The 15,751-nt window shown below is 37.6% G+C and carries 14 protein-coding genes and 3 pseudogenes; 10 read left to right on the top strand and 7 right to left on the bottom strand.

Features of this window, described 5'->3' with window-relative positions; translation table 11 throughout:
- Positions 1-329 precede the first annotated feature (329 nt).
- Positions 330-1,235 carry a bifunctional biotin--[acetyl-CoA-carboxylase] ligase/biotin operon repressor BirA gene (gene birA / locus DV415_RS09875; protein WP_192879129.1) on the bottom strand — a complete coding sequence of 302 codons (906 nt, stop codon included), beginning with the start codon at positions 1,233-1,235 and terminating at the stop codon, positions 330-332.
- Positions 1,236-1,364: 129 nt separating this feature from the next.
- On the opposite strand from birA, the gene guaB reads away from it, so the two are divergent.
- The 3 genes from guaB (at position 1,365) to guaA (ending at position 4,815) form a co-directional block, all read left to right on the top strand.
- A complete protein-coding gene (gene guaB / locus DV415_RS09870; RefSeq protein WP_048952912.1) occupies positions 1,365-2,831 on the top strand; it encodes an IMP dehydrogenase in 1,467 nt (488 codons plus the stop codon).
- A 69-nt stretch (positions 2,832-2,900) separates the two neighbouring features.
- Entirely contained in the window at positions 2,901-3,230 is a 330-nt protein-coding gene (locus DV415_RS09865) for a hypothetical protein (protein WP_118791098.1), read from the top strand.
- 13 nt (positions 3,231-3,243) lie between these two features.
- Complete coding sequence (gene guaA, locus DV415_RS09860; protein ID WP_118791099.1) at positions 3,244-4,815, top strand: glutamine-hydrolyzing GMP synthase; 1,572 nt, start codon at positions 3,244-3,246, stop codon at positions 4,813-4,815.
- 61 nt (positions 4,816-4,876) lie between these two features.
- On the opposite strand, the gene rarD is transcribed toward guaA, so the two are convergent.
- Positions 4,877-5,767, bottom strand: coding sequence for an EamA family transporter RarD (gene rarD, locus DV415_RS09855; RefSeq protein WP_192876951.1), 891 nt, complete (start codon positions 5,765-5,767; stop codon positions 4,877-4,879).
- A gap of 118 nt (positions 5,768-5,885) precedes the next feature.
- Here rarD and DV415_RS09850 point away from each other — a divergent pair, with 118 nt between their 5' ends.
- The 3 genes from DV415_RS09850 (at position 5,886) to DV415_RS09840 (ending at position 7,583) form a co-directional block, all read left to right on the top strand.
- Positions 5,886-6,347, top strand: a complete 462-nt coding sequence (locus tag DV415_RS09850; RefSeq protein WP_118775483.1) for an Lrp/AsnC family transcriptional regulator — start codon at positions 5,886-5,888, stop codon at positions 6,345-6,347.
- Positions 6,348-6,423: 76 nt separating this feature from the next.
- Positions 6,424-6,777, top strand: a complete 354-nt coding sequence (locus DV415_RS09845; protein ID WP_118794481.1) for a helix-turn-helix domain-containing protein — start codon at positions 6,424-6,426, stop codon at positions 6,775-6,777.
- Positions 6,778-6,803: 26 nt separating this feature from the next.
- Entirely contained in the window at positions 6,804-7,583 is a 780-nt protein-coding gene (locus tag DV415_RS09840; RefSeq protein WP_239990912.1) for an IS3 family transposase, read from the top strand.
- A 55-nt stretch (positions 7,584-7,638) separates the two neighbouring features.
- On the opposite strand, the gene nhaA is transcribed toward DV415_RS09840, so the two are convergent.
- Complete coding sequence (nhaA, locus tag DV415_RS09835) at positions 7,639-8,805, bottom strand: Na+/H+ antiporter NhaA (RefSeq protein ID WP_192879128.1); 1,167 nt, start codon at positions 8,803-8,805, stop codon at positions 7,639-7,641.
- Between the two features lie 226 nt (positions 8,806-9,031).
- Between nhaA and brnQ the strand changes: the two genes are divergently transcribed.
- On the top strand, positions 9,032-10,342 hold the full coding sequence (brnQ, locus tag DV415_RS09830; RefSeq protein ID WP_118791092.1) for a branched-chain amino acid transport system II carrier protein: 1,311 nt from the start codon (positions 9,032-9,034) through the stop codon (positions 10,340-10,342).
- Between the two features lie 196 nt (positions 10,343-10,538).
- Here the strand turns inward: brnQ and DV415_RS09825 are convergent.
- Positions 10,539-11,363, bottom strand: a pseudogene (locus DV415_RS09825) (autotransporter outer membrane beta-barrel domain-containing protein); the annotation flags it as partial.
- On the opposite strand from DV415_RS09825, the pseudogene DV415_RS10380 reads away from it, so the two are divergent.
- The 3 genes and pseudogenes from DV415_RS10380 to DV415_RS09805 all read left to right on the top strand — a co-directional run.
- Positions 11,361-11,513, top strand: a pseudogene (locus tag DV415_RS10380) (IS1595 family transposase); the annotation flags it as partial. The pseudogenes DV415_RS09825 and DV415_RS10380 overlap by 3 nt on opposite strands.
- Before the next feature lie 417 nt (positions 11,514-11,930).
- Positions 11,931-12,680, top strand: a complete 750-nt coding sequence (locus tag DV415_RS09810) for a hypothetical protein (protein ID WP_118791091.1) — start codon at positions 11,931-11,933, stop codon at positions 12,678-12,680.
- Positions 12,655-12,945 (top strand): hypothetical protein, encoded by a 291-nt coding sequence (locus DV415_RS09805; protein WP_118791090.1) that lies wholly within the window; start codon positions 12,655-12,657, stop codon positions 12,943-12,945. The genes DV415_RS09810 and DV415_RS09805 overlap by 26 nt, the downstream gene beginning before the upstream one ends.
- Before the next feature lie 9 nt (positions 12,946-12,954).
- Here the strand turns inward: DV415_RS09805 and DV415_RS09800 are convergent.
- From DV415_RS09800 to DV415_RS09790, 3 genes and pseudogenes are all read right to left on the bottom strand, one after another.
- A pseudogene (locus DV415_RS09800) lies at positions 12,955-13,526 on the bottom strand (S6 family peptidase); the annotation flags it as partial.
- Positions 13,527-13,625: 99 nt separating this feature from the next.
- Positions 13,626-15,551 (bottom strand): bifunctional glutathionylspermidine amidase/synthase, encoded by a 1,926-nt coding sequence (gene gss, locus DV415_RS09795; protein ID WP_118791089.1) that lies wholly within the window; start codon positions 15,549-15,551, stop codon positions 13,626-13,628.
- A gap of 99 nt (positions 15,552-15,650) precedes the next feature.
- On the bottom strand, positions 15,651-15,751 hold a 101-nt coding region (locus tag DV415_RS09790; protein WP_133253116.1), incomplete at its 5' end, for an IS3 family transposase.

The following is a 15,751-nucleotide window of genomic DNA, read 5'->3' as shown; positions in this document are numbered from 1 at the left end:
GCTATAAATAAAACACTACTTAAAAAAGTAATTATGAATTTTCAGTTAAGCACCTATTAAGACTTCAAAATTAAAAAATATTTTTAAAACAAGTCAATCAACAAGTGCCCACACAGATTGTCTGATACATTGTTAAAGAGCAAAAAACAACGACGCACGTGTAAACTTAAATACTTCACAACAGTGCGTCGTTGTGTGCGGTGCATTATAGGGATTTTCAAAACCCTTGCAAGTACTTTTTTATAAAAATATTAAAAAAATGAGCTTTTGACTAAAATATAAACGGACTCTTAAAAAGTGCGGTTAAAATATTCAGTTCTTTGACGCTCTTATTTCTTACGCAATGAAACTTCACCACTATTAAACATCTGGGTTTTATTGCCACATAATACTTTTAAATAACCACGTTCATCTATTCCTTGTTCAATACCTGAAATAACGTCTTGTTCAGTCAGCACATTTACTTCATTATTTGAGAACGCATTATATGATTTCCATGCTTGTTGAAATTCCGCATTAATACCATTTTTCTCAAAGATATTTAAACGTACATACAAATGTTGAATGAGTTTTGGTAATAAGGTTTGTCGCTCTACATCAGGATCTATTTCACATACTTCCGCATAAGGCTGACTAATTTCTGTTTGCTTTGGCAATGAAACATTAATCCCCACGCCAATCACTAAATTCATTAAGCCATTCTTATGATTAGCAATTTCAACTAAAATACCACCTAACTTTCTTCCATCAAACAAAATGTCATTTGGCCATTTCACTTGTACGTTTAACACCTCTGCAATCGCCAAACCGATGGCTAAACTTAAACCCTCAATTGATTTTTTAGGCTCAAACGTCCAATAAAAACTAAACATAATTTGCCCAGCAAAAGGCGATAACCATTGGCGACCACGCCGGCCGCGCCCTGCAGTTTGATATTCAGCCACACAAAGATCACCTTTTTTTAAAGAAGGAATATTTTGTAGTATCCATTCATTTGTAGAGGAAATAATCGGCTGATAATAGATACTATAAGGAAAAAGTGCGGTTGAAATTTGCTGAGGATTTAATAAAGGAAGGCTAGGCACTAAGCAATAATTTTGGCCATCAACGACAATTTCCAAGCCTAGCTCACGTAATTGTTTAATGTCATCTTCAATATCCAGAGAAAACTTTTCCAATTCAAACCGCACTTTCGGCTGACAATCAGCTAAATATGTCAATAAAGCGAAATTCATCATTTATTCCTTCTGGCAAACGGAGCGAAAATCATAGCACAAATCCAAAAATTTCGTTTTCAAAATTAAGTAAAATCTGTATAATCTCGTCGCAATATTTTTTAACTTCAACTTAGCGAGAATATTGCAATGTCATTACGCATTAAACAAGAAGCCCTTACTTTTGACGATGTTCTACTCGTCCCAGCACATTCAACTGTGCTTCCAAATACAGCCAATCTTTCAACCAAACTCACTAAAGAAATTAATTTGAATATTCCTATGCTTTCAGCAGCAATGGATACTGTCACAGAAACCAAATTAGCAATCTCTTTAGCACAAGAAGGTGGTATCGGCTTTATTCATAAAAATATGACCATTGAACGCCAAGCGGACCGTGTTCGTAAAGTGAAAAAATTCGAAAGCGGTATCGTCTCTGAACCAGTAACTGTTTCACCAAATTTAACGCTTGCCGAACTTGCTGAAATGGTAAAGAAAAACGGCTTCGCAGGCTACCCTGTTGTAGACAGTGAAAATAACCTAATTGGTATCATTACTGGACGCGACACCCGTTTCGTAAAAGATTTGAGCAAAACTGTTTCACAAGTAATGACGAAAAAAGAAGACTTGGTGACAGTAAAAGAAGGGGCGAGTCGCGAAGAAATTTTAGAATTAATGCATCAACACCGTGTTGAAAAAGTATTAGTGGTTAATGATAGCTTCAAACTTAAAGGCATGATTACCGTTAAAGACTTCCAAAAAGCAGAACAAAAACCAAATGCATGCAAAGATGAATTCGGTCGTTTACGCGTGGGTGCTGCTGTAGGTGCAGGCCCAGGTAACGAAGAACGTATTGATGCATTAGTGAAAGCTGGTGTAGATGTATTGTTAATCGACTCTTCTCACGGTCATTCAGAAGGCGTATTACAACGCGTTCGTGAAACTCGTGCAAAATATCCAAACTTACCAATCGTTGCAGGTAACGTAGCAACGGCTGAAGGTGCTATCGCACTTGCTGACGCAGGCGCAAGCGCAGTGAAAGTAGGTATCGGCCCTGGTTCAATTTGTACAACTCGTATCGTGACCGGTGTAGGTGTTCCACAAATCACCGCTATCGCAGATGCTGCGGCGGCATTAAAAGATCGTGGTATTCCTGTAATTGCTGACGGTGGTATCCGTTTCTCTGGCGACATTGCGAAAGCTATCGCCGCAGGCGCAAGCTGTGTAATGGTTGGCTCTATGTTTGCTGGTACTGAAGAAGCACCGGGTGAAATCGAACTTTACCAAGGTCGTGCATTTAAATCTTACCGTGGTATGGGCTCATTAGGTGCCATGGCGAAAGGCTCTTCAGACCGTTACTTCCAATCGGATAACGCGGCAGACAAACTCGTACCAGAAGGTATCGAAGGCCGTATTCCATACAAAGGTTACTTAAAAGAAATCATCCACCAACAAATGGGTGGTTTACGTTCTTGCATGGGCTTAACTGGCTGCGCAACCATCGAAGAGTTACGCACAAAAGCAGAATTCGTTCGAATCAGTGGTGCAGGCATTAAAGAAAGCCACGTTCATGATGTAACGATTACTAAAGAAGCGCCAAACTATCGTATGGGCTAACAATGAATAAAAGAGCGGTTAATTTTGACCGCTCTTTTGAAACATTTCAGACAACAAAAGAAATTCTCAATGAAAAAATTTATATTACTGATTCCATTTATCCTATCGGCCTGTACATTACTCGGTCCGACTTATACTGGAGAAACAACAGCTAATGATTTACTAAAATATGATACGGCAAGTAACATTAACCTATTTTTCAGAGCAATCCATAATTGTACGCCTAAACAAATTCACACCCAGATCGATGATGTAAAACTAAACCAGACAACTACCACAGTAGATTTAGTGAATGAAACTTGGACAGTAAAAGGCTGTAATAAGACCGAAACATTTCACATCAAATATATCAGCGATGGACATGGTGGAACTTACATCAATATGACAAAACAAAATTAACATAAGGCAAAAAATGACAAACATCCACAATCACAAAATCCTGATCCTCGACTTCGGTTCACAATATACTCAACTGATTGCGCGTCGTGTGCGTGAAATCGGTGTGTACTGCGAACTTTGGGCGTGGGATGTGACTGAAGAACAAATCCGTGAATTTAACCCAACGGGGATTATCCTTTCAGGCGGTCCTGAAAGTACCACTGAAGAAAATAGCCCTCGTGCACCGGAACATGTATTTAATGCTGGTGTACCAGTATTAGGCGTTTGCTATGGAATGCAAACTATGGCGATGCAACTTGGCGGTTTAACCGAAACTTCTGACCACCGAGAGTTCGGCTATGCTTCCGTTTCACTTGAAAATTCAACCGCACTTTTTGCAAATTTAAACGATAATTCGACCGCTTCCGAGCCAAAATTAGACGTTTGGATGAGCCACGGCGATAAAGTCACTCGTTTACCTCAAAATTTCCAAGTAACAGGGACTACACCAACTTGCCCAATTGCTGCAATGTCAGACGAAAATCGTCGTTTCTACGGTGTGCAGTTCCACCCTGAAGTAACGCATACTAAAAAAGGCCTGGAATTATTAACCAACTTCGTAGTAAACATCTGTGGTTGCGAAACTAAATGGACAGCAGAAAACATTATCGAAGATGCCGTTGCTCGTATTAAAGAGCAAGTAGGCGATGATGAAGTGATTTTAGGCTTATCTGGTGGTGTGGACTCTTCTGTTGTTGCATTACTTTTACACCGTGCTATCGGCAAAAACTTACACTGCGTATTCGTGGATAACGGTTTACTCCGCTTACACGAAGGCGATCAGGTCATGGAAATGTTCGGTGACAAATTAGGTTTAAATATTACCCGTGTTGATGCTGAAAGCCGTTTCTTAGGCGAACTTGCAGGCGTATCTGATCCTGAAGCAAAACGCAAAATTATCGGTAAAGTATTCGTGGATGTATTCGATGATGAATCGAAAAAACTTACTAACGTGAAATGGTTGGCACAAGGTACGATTTACCCTGACGTGATCGAATCTGCAGCAAGCAAAACCGGTAAAGCGCATGTGATTAAATCTCACCACAACGTAGGTGGCTTACCAGACTATATGAAACTTGGCTTAGTTGAACCTTTACGTGAATTATTTAAAGATGAAGTACGTAAAATCGGTTTAGCATTAGGCTTACCGGCTGAAATGATCAACCGCCATCCATTCCCAGGTCCAGGTTTAGGCGTGCGTGTATTAGGCGAAGTGAAAAAAGAATACTGCGATTTATTACGCCGTGCGGATGCGATCTTTATTGAAGAATTACGCAACAGCGGTTGGTATGAAAAAACCAGCCAAGCCTTCAGCGTATTCTTACCAGTGAAATCTGTAGGTGTGATGGGCGATGGCCGTAAATACGATTGGGTTATTTCCCTACGCGCGGTAGAAACCATTGATTTTATGACCGCACATTGGGCTCACTTGCCTTATGACTTATTAGGCAAAGTGTCTAACCGCATCATCAACGAAGTGAATGGCATTTCCCGCGTCGTATATGACATTAGCGGAAAACCACCAGCAACGATCGAGTGGGAATAAAAAATCATTTTTTCAGATACTTTCTAATTATTTCAGTAACTTTAATAAGTGCGGTTAATTTTCACCGCACTTTATTTTTGTTTAAAATCCCTTCTATACCAATCACAATGAGACTTAACCAAATAGGCACATAAGTAAAATAGTCGCTTGTGGTTATTTGATTATCTAGCACAAAGACAGCTATTAAAAAAAGCAATATGGGTTCGATATAACTCAACACCGCAAAAATACTGACTGGAATTTGTTGGCTAGATTTTAAGTTGGCTGAAAGCGAAATCGCACTCACAATACCAAGTGCTGGTAGCAATAACCAATAACGATATTCTTGCGTAACCAAAGAAATCGTATCGCTTTGAGAAAGAATATAAATAAAACAAGGTATCGAAATTAAAATAATATCTAATGTAATTCCTTGTAGAGCAGGGATTTTCATCAATTTACGGCTTAGATAATAAAATGGATAAATCGTACAAACCCACAAGCTTGTCCATGAAAAACTTTGGGTGTGCCATAATTCATGTGCAACACCGCAGGCAGCTAGTAAAAGCGCAATTTTCTGAATAAGTGATAAACGTTCTTTTAACCAAGCCCATCCTAAAACAGCCATGATCAGAGGGAAAAGAAAGTATCCCATCGCAATATTTATCCCTTCGCCATTTAGCGGTGCCCACATAAAGAGCCAGAATTGACTTCCCGCATCTAATGTTCCCAGTAAAAATAAAATCCAACGCGTCCAACTTTTTCCTAACGTTGTCGTGATAAGAGACAAAAGAGAGCGGCAACCAATAGTCGGGAATAAAATTAAAAGTAACCCAAAGATCATGGTTAACATACGCCACGCAAAAACATCCGTTCCGCTAAGTGGTTGGAGCCATATACTAAATAAATACAATATGCCAAATAAACATTGTGAAAAAATGCACAATAATACGCCTTGAGTGACTACTTTCATCTTGGACCTCATCTCATCAATATGATTATTATAAAATCCCAAGACAATAAAAAATCTCAACTTTATTTTTATTGTGATAATATTTTTCTCAATAGTTACACTTTTGAGAAATTATCTTATGCAAACACTGGATAAATTAGATCGTAATATTTTGAATATATTACAACAAGATGCCATGATTCCGTTAAAAGAACTATCAGAGAAAGTGAATAGTTCCGTTGCAACCTGTCAACGACGTGTACAAGCATTAACTGATTCAGGCGTTATTACAAAACGAGTTGCAGTAGTTTCCCCAAAAGCTGTTGGGCGTACAATTAGCGTATTTGTCATGGTCGAAATGGACAATCAACACTCTTATTATCAAGAGCAATTTGAACGTAAAATGCGCCAAGAAGACGAAGTAGTGAGCTGTTACGAAATCTCAGGGGACTATGATTTTATGTTGCTACTCCATGCAAAAGATATGGAAAGCTATCACGCATTCACACGTCGAGTATTGACGGGTGAATTTCATGTAAGAACTTATAAAAGTTTATTTGTAATGAATTTTACCAAAGCAGATAGTGGAATTATCTTATAGAACAAGTACGGTAAATTTTGATCTGCACCCCAAAAGTTGGACTAAACAAACCAACAATTGAGGTGCAGATTTTTTTATGGGTAAACACTACACAATCGAATTTAAATTACAGGCTCTCCAACCTATTCTGAATCGAAAAATGAGTATTAGAGAAGCTGCGCGTTTTTACAATATTCCTTCCAACGCCTTAGTCGGGACATGGTTGAAACGGTTTGAAAAAAGTGGCATAAAAGGACTTATTCCCCGTAAACCATCAGGACGACCGCCGATGAAACCCAAATATGCAAAAATGCCACCGCCACCTAAAACAGAAGAAGACCGTTTACGCCTGAGAATTTTACAGCTTGAAGCGGAGGTAGCCTACCTAAAGGAGTTGAGAAGGCTCAGACTTCAGGACGAAGCCGAGCAACGGAAATTATCCAAAGGTTAAGAACACGCTATCCGTTAAAATGGCTTTTGGGCTTTGCACAGTTAGCGCGTAGTACGTTTTTTGCAAAACTTCAGATTAAACTGGATAAGGATGAGCCGCTGAAAAAGGCTATTAAACGCATCAAAGCCAATCATCCTGATTATGGCTATCGACGCGTTCATGCCTGCTTGCCAGGCGTAAATCATAAAAAAGTCCAACGTTTAATGCAGACACTTGGGCTTCAAGTGCGGTCAAGAAAAAGCAAGAAATTTACGACCTATCGAGGCACGATAGGGGTTATAGCCCCAAATCATCTTGAACGCGATTTTAGTGCAACGGCCCCGAAACAAAAATGGGTAACTGATATCACCGAGTTTAAGGCGAAAGATGGAAGTAAAGTCTATTTATCCCCTATTTTAGACTTATTTAACAATGAGATAGTCTCCTATAATCTCAGCTATTCCCCAAACTGGGCGCAAGTAGAGGACATGTTAATGCAAGCCGTCAAAGGATTAAATAAAGCTTGTGGTGTCATTTTACATTCAGACCAGGGATGGCAATATCAAATGGTGGCTTATCGTCGAATTTTAGCTGAACATGGCATCATTCAAAGTATGTCGAGAAAAGGGAATTGCTTGGACAATGCCGCGATGGAAAGTTTCTTTGGGCGATTAAAAACGGAATGCTTTTATGGTCGGGAATTTAAAACAAAAGAAGAGATAGTTGATGCTGTCAGAGATTATTTGGATTACTATAATCATCGACGGATTCAACTAAAATTAAAAGGACTGAGTCCGATACAATATCGAAAACAATCCTTTAAATAACAGTCTAACTTTTTGGGGTCAGATCAATTTTTACCGCACTTTGTGTATGATTAGATTAGCTTCGTTTTGTTGTTTGTTTTAAGAATAAATACCCAAGCGTTGCCGAAACCGTTGAACCAAGTAAAATACCTAAACGAGAAAGCGTATTGACACTTTCTCCAGCATCCGCATCAAAAGCAAGGCTTGCTAAGAACATTGACATCGTAAAACCGATACCACATAAAACAGCAACCGCAAAAATTTGTTTAAAATTGATTCCATCCGGTAATTTAGCTAATCCTAATTTAACGGAAATATAACTAAATCCGAAAACGCCGACTGGTTTACCTATAATTAAACCGCACGCGATAGCCAATAATAATGGCGATGAAATCATACTCACATCAATACCGTCAAAACTAACACCTGCATTGGCAAATGCAAAGAGCGGTAAAATAACGAAGGATGACCAAGGCGCTAAAATGTGCTCAAAATCGTGTAATGGTCGTTCACCTTTTTTACCCTTTAATGGGATGCAAAAACCAATAATCACACCAGCCAACGTCGCATGAACACCAGATTTTAAAACAGACGCCCATAAAATTGCCCCAACCACCATATAGGCACAAAGTGCGCTAACTCTAAAGCGGTTTAATAAAACCAAAGTCAAAATAGAAATCCCTGAGAAAATTAGAGCCTGCACACTTAATTCATGAGAGAAGAACAGAGCAATTACAACAATCGCGCCTAAGTCATCAATAATAGCGAGTGCGAGTAAAAAAATCTTGAGAGGCAATGGCACTTGCTTGCTCAATAATGCCATGATGCCAAGCGCAAAAGCGATATCAGTCGCCATAGGAATAGCCCAGCCATTTGCAAGGCTAGGATCTTGTTTTGCAATAAACCAATAAACCAACGCGGGTACGATCATTCCCCCCACCGCAGCAATAGCAGGGAAAATGGCTTGTTGGTAGGAAGAAAGTGCGCCTTCGAATAATTCTTTTTTAACTTCCATTCCCACTAACACAAAAAACACCGCCATAAAACCATCGTTAATCCAGTGGATTAAGGTTTTATTAATAGAGAAACTGCCAATTTGCAAACTGACTGGCAAATTCAAAAAATCATTATATTGACTGCTTAATGGCGAATTAGCCAGCAACATCGCTACGGCAGCAGAAAAAAGCAACAAAATACCACCAGCGGATTCTAATTTTAAAAAGCGTTGAATCAGTTGTACCACGCAAACTCCTTCCAAAAATAAATAACAAAAAATTAACAAAGACTGAATCCTAGCATATTTTTGCCCTCAAAGGGAAAAGAGCGGTGGATTTTGCAGGGATTTTTATCGAATTGTCGATAAGATTCTTCATATTGTGACGAAATTCACATTTTTAGTTTTACAGAATAGGGATATTCTACACTTTGTAGTAGAATGCAGGCCTTTTTATTTTTAGAGTCAAAAAATTATGTTTTCACGTAAAGATATTATTGTTTTAGGAATAATGATCTTCGCCTTATTTTTAGGTGCAGGTAACATCATTTTTCCTCCAATGGAAGGCTTCACAGCAGGACAACATTGGGCAGGCGCATCCTTCGGTTTTGTATTAACCGGTGTTTTAATGCCTTTTATTACACTTGTTATTGTATCTATTTTAGGTCGTGGTGAAGAACTTACGAAAGATTTACCTAAATGGGCGGGCACTGGTTTTCTCGTTATACTTTATCTAACCATTGGCTCCACCTTTGCAATGCCACGTATCACAAATGTTGCTTACGAAATGGCGTGGTTACCTTTAGGATTAGTGGAAGATAATGCGAGTGTTCGTTTCCTCTTTTCACTCATCTTTAACTTAATCGCGATGGGCTTTATGATTCGCCCAAATACCATTATTTCAAGTGTTGGTAAATTCATGACACCGGCGTTGCTTGTGTTATTAGTTACTGTAGCCGTCACTGTCTTCATTTCACCTTTATCTGAAATTCAAGCGCCAAGTAAAGCGTATGAAAATGGGCATTCTTTATTAATCGGCTTAACCAGTGGTTATCAAACCATGGACGTACTCGCAGCTATTGCTTTCGGTGGAATCGTCGCTCGCGCACTTGCAGCAAAAAATGTAACTCAACCCAAAGATATCGTGAAATACACTATCTCAGCTGGATTTGTTTCAGTCATCTTACTTGCGGGTTTATATTTTTCGCTTTTCTATCTAGGCGCGACTAGTGCTGCAGTTGCAGAAGGTGCAACTAATGGCGGACAAATTTTCTCTCGTTATGTAAATGTCTTATTCGGTTCTGCTGGAACTTGGATTATGGCGGGTATTATTGTATTAGCGAGCTTAACAACCCTTGTTGGTGTAACGAGTGCTGCTGCTGACTATTTTTCAAAATTCTCTGTGCGTTTTTCTTACCCATTCTGGGCCGCACTTTTTACCGCAATGACAATCACTGTTTCACAATATGGTTTAACGGATCTACTTCGCATTACGATCCCTGCTTTGTTATTAATTTATCCGGTAGCCATTGTGCTTGTATTATTGCAATTCTTACGCAAAAAACTTCCATCAATAAAATTTACATACAACAGCACATTAATCGTAACTGTTTGTTTTAGTTTATGTGACAGCTTAAATAACGTTAAAATGTTACCAGAAAGCATTAATTCATTATTGGAACACTTCCCTCTTTCATCTGAAGGAATGGCCTGGTTGGTTCCGAGTTTAGTGATGTTAGTTGCAAGCATTTTAATTGGAAAAGAATTGCCTAAAGCAAGTCATTAATATTCAAAAAAAATTAAAACTAATCTTCATCAGCCATCAAACATGGGACTATATAACCACTGTTTGATGGCTGATTTTTTGTTCTAGTCTAGAAATTGCCCTCTAAAAATACAAAATAAAAAGGACTGAGTCCGATAAATATCATCATCAGTCCTTAAAGCTAGTATTTATTTTGCTCTAAATTTCTACCGCACTTTTACCAAGTAAAGCCAACTTTAAATGAAGCAAATTTCTGTAGCGCAACATCAGAGCCCTTAAGCATTCCAATATTCGTGCTTATATTCCACTGTTTCATCTGAGCACTAAAACCAAGTTCATGAGTAAAATAACGTCCAAATTGTTGTTTTAATGCGACATCATTGACGCTTAATACCCCCTCAATGGCAAGTTTTCGTTGAGTGGCATCATAGTAATTGCTTGAGAAACTTGGGGTGAATGTTACACCATTTATATCAAACGTTTTATCTAACATTACACCAGCACGGTAAGTTGTTAAATGTAACGTTTTACTGTTGATATTTGCACCGTCTAATTGGTAGTTTGTGCTAGATAGACGGTGGTAGCGCATACCAACTGAAGGTGTGACATTAATTCCCCAGTCCAAAGAATCCCCAATATTTCCCCCTGCACTCAAAATATTTCGGTGGAACGTTTTGTTTTCTTCGTCAAATTTCACATTGTTGCGGCTACGCCCATAACCTAAGTCGAAACTTGCAAAGACGCCATTATTCCACTCGCCTTTAATAAAACCATTTATGCTAGTTAGTCGGTTTGTACCCGATACATTTTCATCAAACTCATTATTCGCACGAGAATGAGAAAGCACCGCACCAATTTGCATATTCGAATTTAATACCTGAGCGACGCCAACTTGAGTCAATGTTAAATTTTGCTTATATGGACGATTATAGTCAGAGCGATAAGTTCTCTTACTTGATTCGGTATTCACCCAAACATTCGATTTATCTTGGCTTAATAAATGACGATCTAAATTTCTTCCAATTTGTAATGCTGAACTAAGTGGGTAAAGACCAAGTATTTGAACAATTATTTGATTTATCACAACTCTGTGAAGTTTGCGAAAGATACTGTGGCAAATAAAGAAGAGATTTTGCTGAATTTTATTTGCAAAATTAGAAACAGCAGGCTATCTTTTAGTCGGAAATTATAATAAAGATCGTATAGATAAAATGAGAACTCCTCCCACCTAAACTTGAATAACACATTGGAAAAACTATTCAATGCCAATAGTTATGGATTGAATTACCAAAAGACAGGCAAGGAACTGATGAGCCAAGATGAGATAACAGTTATGGATGGTAGTAAATGTATCTTTCAGCTTTGAGCTATTGGACCGTTTTTGTCAGATAAATTTGATATTACAAAGCATGAGAATTATAAGTTTCTTAAAGATTTTGATAAAAAGAATGTGTTTGGTATTGAAGACTATATCAAAAAAAAATAAAGTAAAGCTTAATAGAAAAACAGTAACTACAAGACTGTAATATTTTCTGTTATGGCTTTATGAGTCATGGTATATTTGTCATGACTGTTTATACAACAAAATCTATATAAAGGGGAATTGAGAGTGTGTAATAATAAAATAGTTAGACAAGCGAATTTATTTGAAGAATTTATATTAAGTTTATTTTGCAAACTTGGATATAAAGTTGAAGATGAATTTCAAGAAGATACTGTATCAAATTTATTATATAGACGAGCTGATTTTATTGCAAAAAAAGAAGAAAAAACTTATTGTATTAAAGTTAAATTTTCAAGAATTTCAGAAGGAGCAATTAAACAAGTCTATGAATATACAAAGGGTACAGATGCGATACCAGTTCTTGTTACAGCTTTTGAAGTTAAAGAGAAAGAAAAATGTATATATAAAGAGAAATATCCAGAACTAGAAATAATTGACATTTCTAATTTACTTTATGTTGTTAAAGACAAAGATAAACTTAAGTCTAAATTGAATTCAATGTTACCCTTTTCTGTAGAAGATATTTTTCCAACAAAACCTCTTATAGATATAGGTTTCTTGCACCATAATGATAATGATAATGATACAAAATCACTGATTAAGAAGTTGAATTCGTGTCAATCTGGAAAAGAATTTTTTAGTGTCTACGAAAATGTTTGCTGTGATATATTAAAGTCTTTGTTTTCAAAAGATTTAACTTTATGGAAAGAACAAAAAAAATCAAACAATAATTTATACAGATTTGATTTATTGTGCAGAATCAAGGATGATAATAAAAAAACATTTTGGTCAATTGTTGAAAATTATTTCAAATCAAAATATGTGATTTTTGAATTTAAGAATTATTCGGAATAAGGTTACTCAAAAAGAAATATATACAACAGAAAGATATTTATATTCTAAAGCTTTGAGATCTGTTGGTATAATAGTAACTACAGAAGGCTATGACAAAAATGCTTTTTGGGCGGCAAAAGGTTGTTTAAGAGAAAATGGAAAATTAATATTATTACTTACAAATAAGGACTTATTAGAGATGATAAAAATAAAAAATGATGAAGAGGACCCATCAGAGTACTTACTTAATAAACTTGATGAAGTACTTTTAGAATTGGAGAAATAAATTTATAAAACTTCTTAAATATTGCCCCCAGATCCTACTAGAACAAAGTACGGATAACAATTTTTATCTAAAAAAGCGCCATTGCGTGGCCCTGTTTTTTTAGCATTATCAAAAGCAATATTATTTAGAGGTATCGGTGCAACTTCGGTCACTAATTTATGTAATCGCGGGGCATGAAAATCCAACCGGCTATGATTATTTCGATCTGTAATAAGATAGTTAAAATAATGACTATCTGAATTATTATCACTATCGCCAAATTGTACCGAGCCATAACCTAAGTTATGTTTTACACTGGCGATATACTGAGGATTAAACAAAGTTGCAATACCGCTTACCCTATTTGCCACATGTAAATCAGGCATCGGTAAATTGGGTAATACTGTTGCAATCTTCTGACCTTGTTTATTAAAAACAGGAATATTGCTAGAGCCGACTGTAAATTGTCCTTTATTTTCAGCAAAATCACGGAAGAATTGGTAGTCCACATCATTACGTACCATTGAGGCTTGCGCGTAAGAATTCGCAAAAGCAAGACTTAATGCCAAAAGTGTTGGACGAAACAAATTAATTTGATGCATTATGGTTGCCTTATAACTTATAAATAGAAAAATATAAATCCGAGTAAAGAGCGGTAAAAATTCCGCAAATCTTTAAAAATTAGGACCGTTGATAATACTCTATTTTAGTAAGTAATGCACGGCAGCATAATTATTTATTTGTCCAAAAAACACCTTATCCTTCAACACCCTCAAAGGCTGCATATCGCTATTTCCTACAATGACACGACTCGAATCAGAACGTAGGCAAGTGCCACCATAATGCCCACCCACGGTAAAAGTACAGACTTGCAAATATTGCTCTTCCACTTGTGGTAAACACCAAAGCTGTTGATAAATACTATCTTGCTGACTAAATTGCCCATCGGTTGTGTCTAGCATGGAATTATTTTCACCAATCAATTTAACATTATCACCCCGGCGACCTGCAATTGGTTTTTGTGCATAGCCGTTTTGGATTAAGTTTGGTGTGAGATGAAAACTTGCCTCTAACAAATAACGATGATTAGGGAATAAAGACCAAAGCACAGGCAAAATCGCCTTATTGCTTGGAATTGCTGTCCAAAGTGGTTCATAAACCAACACTTCTGGGCGAAGTAGTACGTCAATTAACCGCACTTTATCTTCAGGATAACCTGTGCGAATAGGCGGAGCGACTTCCATTCCAGTTGCATCTTCACGAAGTTGTTCCAGCATGGTTTCCCAAGCCCAAGTTTTCCAAACGGTTTGAACTTGGTTATTTTCATCATCAATCAGGCGACCACGATTATCCCAATGTAAACCTTCCGTGCCATGAATAATTTTGGCTTGAAATCCCGCCTGCACTAATGCCTGTTGCATAAACATGGCATGATAATCTTCTTCATCATCGTGATCTTGCAGAATATGAACTAATTTTGAGGCTTGACTATGTTGCCAACAATCAGCTAACGCATTACGCAAACCATCGGACGGATTTTCCCCCAATACGCCACCAGCTTGTTTTGCCCAACGATTCATAATATCGCCCGCTTCAGCATGGCAAGAGGCTGAGTCGGCATTATATTCATAGACTTTCAAACCTCGTTCACTCATACAGAAATCTAAACGACCAGTAATCGTCTGATAACGGCGATTTTGCCAAGAAAGTCTTAAGCGTGGCCAAAGGAGCTTCGGAATATTGAAATACTGCAACAGGTTATCATCTTTAAGTACTTTGTCTGTTGCATGCAGATACATTAAATGCAGTTCATTCGTGGCGTGAATTAGTTCCTGTTGAGCACTTTCAGACATAGCAAAATAGCGATATTGATCAGAATGGCTCACTTTATGCCCGCCCATCGCCTTGATATAAGCCATATCAAATGGTTCATTTTCATTTAACCATTTCCCACTAAATTGCCCGTGATTGTCAATATGATGAGCTTGTAACCGAAGTGCGGTTGATTTTGGGAAAGGTTGGGGTTCTGAAAATTCAGTGTCACTCGTTTGAATCATCCAACCAAGAATTTTAGTATCATCAAAAGTATCTTGTAGAAAATAACCTTGTTCTGAAACAATCATCGGCAATTCACGCGTCCATTGCTGACCACTTGGCAAGCGGGAATGAATCACATTTTGCTCGGCGATTCGAATACGATCAGGCAACACCTCGGTGATAATTGCCACATGCCCCGTGTGTTTAAATTCGCCCCCTTCTTGCCAAATTAATAGGGAACCTGCTTGAGGTTTACGTTTACAACCATTAGCAAATGCCTGCAAAGGCAACAAGGCATCGTTCACTACTTGGCGTAAAAAACGTAAAGAAAAGATCTCATACGCCATACCGACATCGGCAAACACAACGCCATGATTGAGATATAAATAACGACGTGCAAATTCCACACACTGCCATTTATAGCCCATATATTCTCGCCCTAGATAACTGCGAAATGCAGCATCATTCGGGAACTCTTTATCATCTGCAGTATTATAATCTGAGGAATAAATTGCCACGCCACCAGGTGCATATCCAAGCAAGCTACCAAAAGGATCGTGGGTAATGATATTGGCTGAACGTTCTGTCATCGTATCTTCCGAGTAAAAAATGAATGTAGCTAGTATAGATCTTTTATTTTCATTACGACAATCAATAAAAATTTGATCTGACCCCAAAAAGTTAGACTGTTATTTAAAGGATTGTTTTCGATATTGTATCGGACTCAGTCCTTTTAATTTTAGTTGAATCCGTCGATGATTATAGTAATCCAAATAATCTCTGACAGCAT

Origin of the sequence: Haemophilus haemolyticus (assembly GCF_003490595.1) — a bacterium.
Classification (GTDB): domain Bacteria; phylum Pseudomonadota; class Gammaproteobacteria; order Enterobacterales; family Pasteurellaceae; genus Haemophilus; species Haemophilus haemolyticus_L.
The sequence above is the reverse complement of the archived record's forward strand: the minus strand, read 5'-3'. Positions and strand labels throughout refer to the sequence as shown.

Coding starts and splice junctions, on each gene's coding strand:
- birA (WP_192879129.1), bottom strand. CDS start 1,235: ATGAATTTCGCTTTATTGACATATTTAGCTGATTGTCAGCCGAAAGTG.
- guaB (WP_048952912.1), top strand. CDS start 1,365: ATGTCATTACGCATTAAACAAGAAGCCCTTACTTTTGACGATGTTCTA.
- DV415_RS09865 (WP_118791098.1), top strand. CDS start 2,901: ATGAAAAAATTTATATTACTGATTCCATTTATCCTATCGGCCTGTACA.
- guaA (WP_118791099.1), top strand. CDS start 3,244: ATGACAAACATCCACAATCACAAAATCCTGATCCTCGACTTCGGTTCA.
- rarD (WP_192876951.1), bottom strand. CDS start 5,767: ATGAAAGTAGTCACTCAAGGCGTATTATTGTGCATTTTTTCACAATGT.
- DV415_RS09850 (WP_118775483.1), top strand. CDS start 5,886: ATGCAAACACTGGATAAATTAGATCGTAATATTTTGAATATATTACAA.
- DV415_RS09845 (WP_118794481.1), top strand. CDS start 6,424: ATGGGTAAACACTACACAATCGAATTTAAATTACAGGCTCTCCAACCT.
- brnQ (WP_118791092.1), top strand. CDS start 9,032: ATGTTTTCACGTAAAGATATTATTGTTTTAGGAATAATGATCTTCGCC.
- gss (WP_118791089.1), bottom strand. CDS start 15,551: ATGACAGAACGTTCAGCCAATATCATTACCCACGATCCTTTTGGTAGC.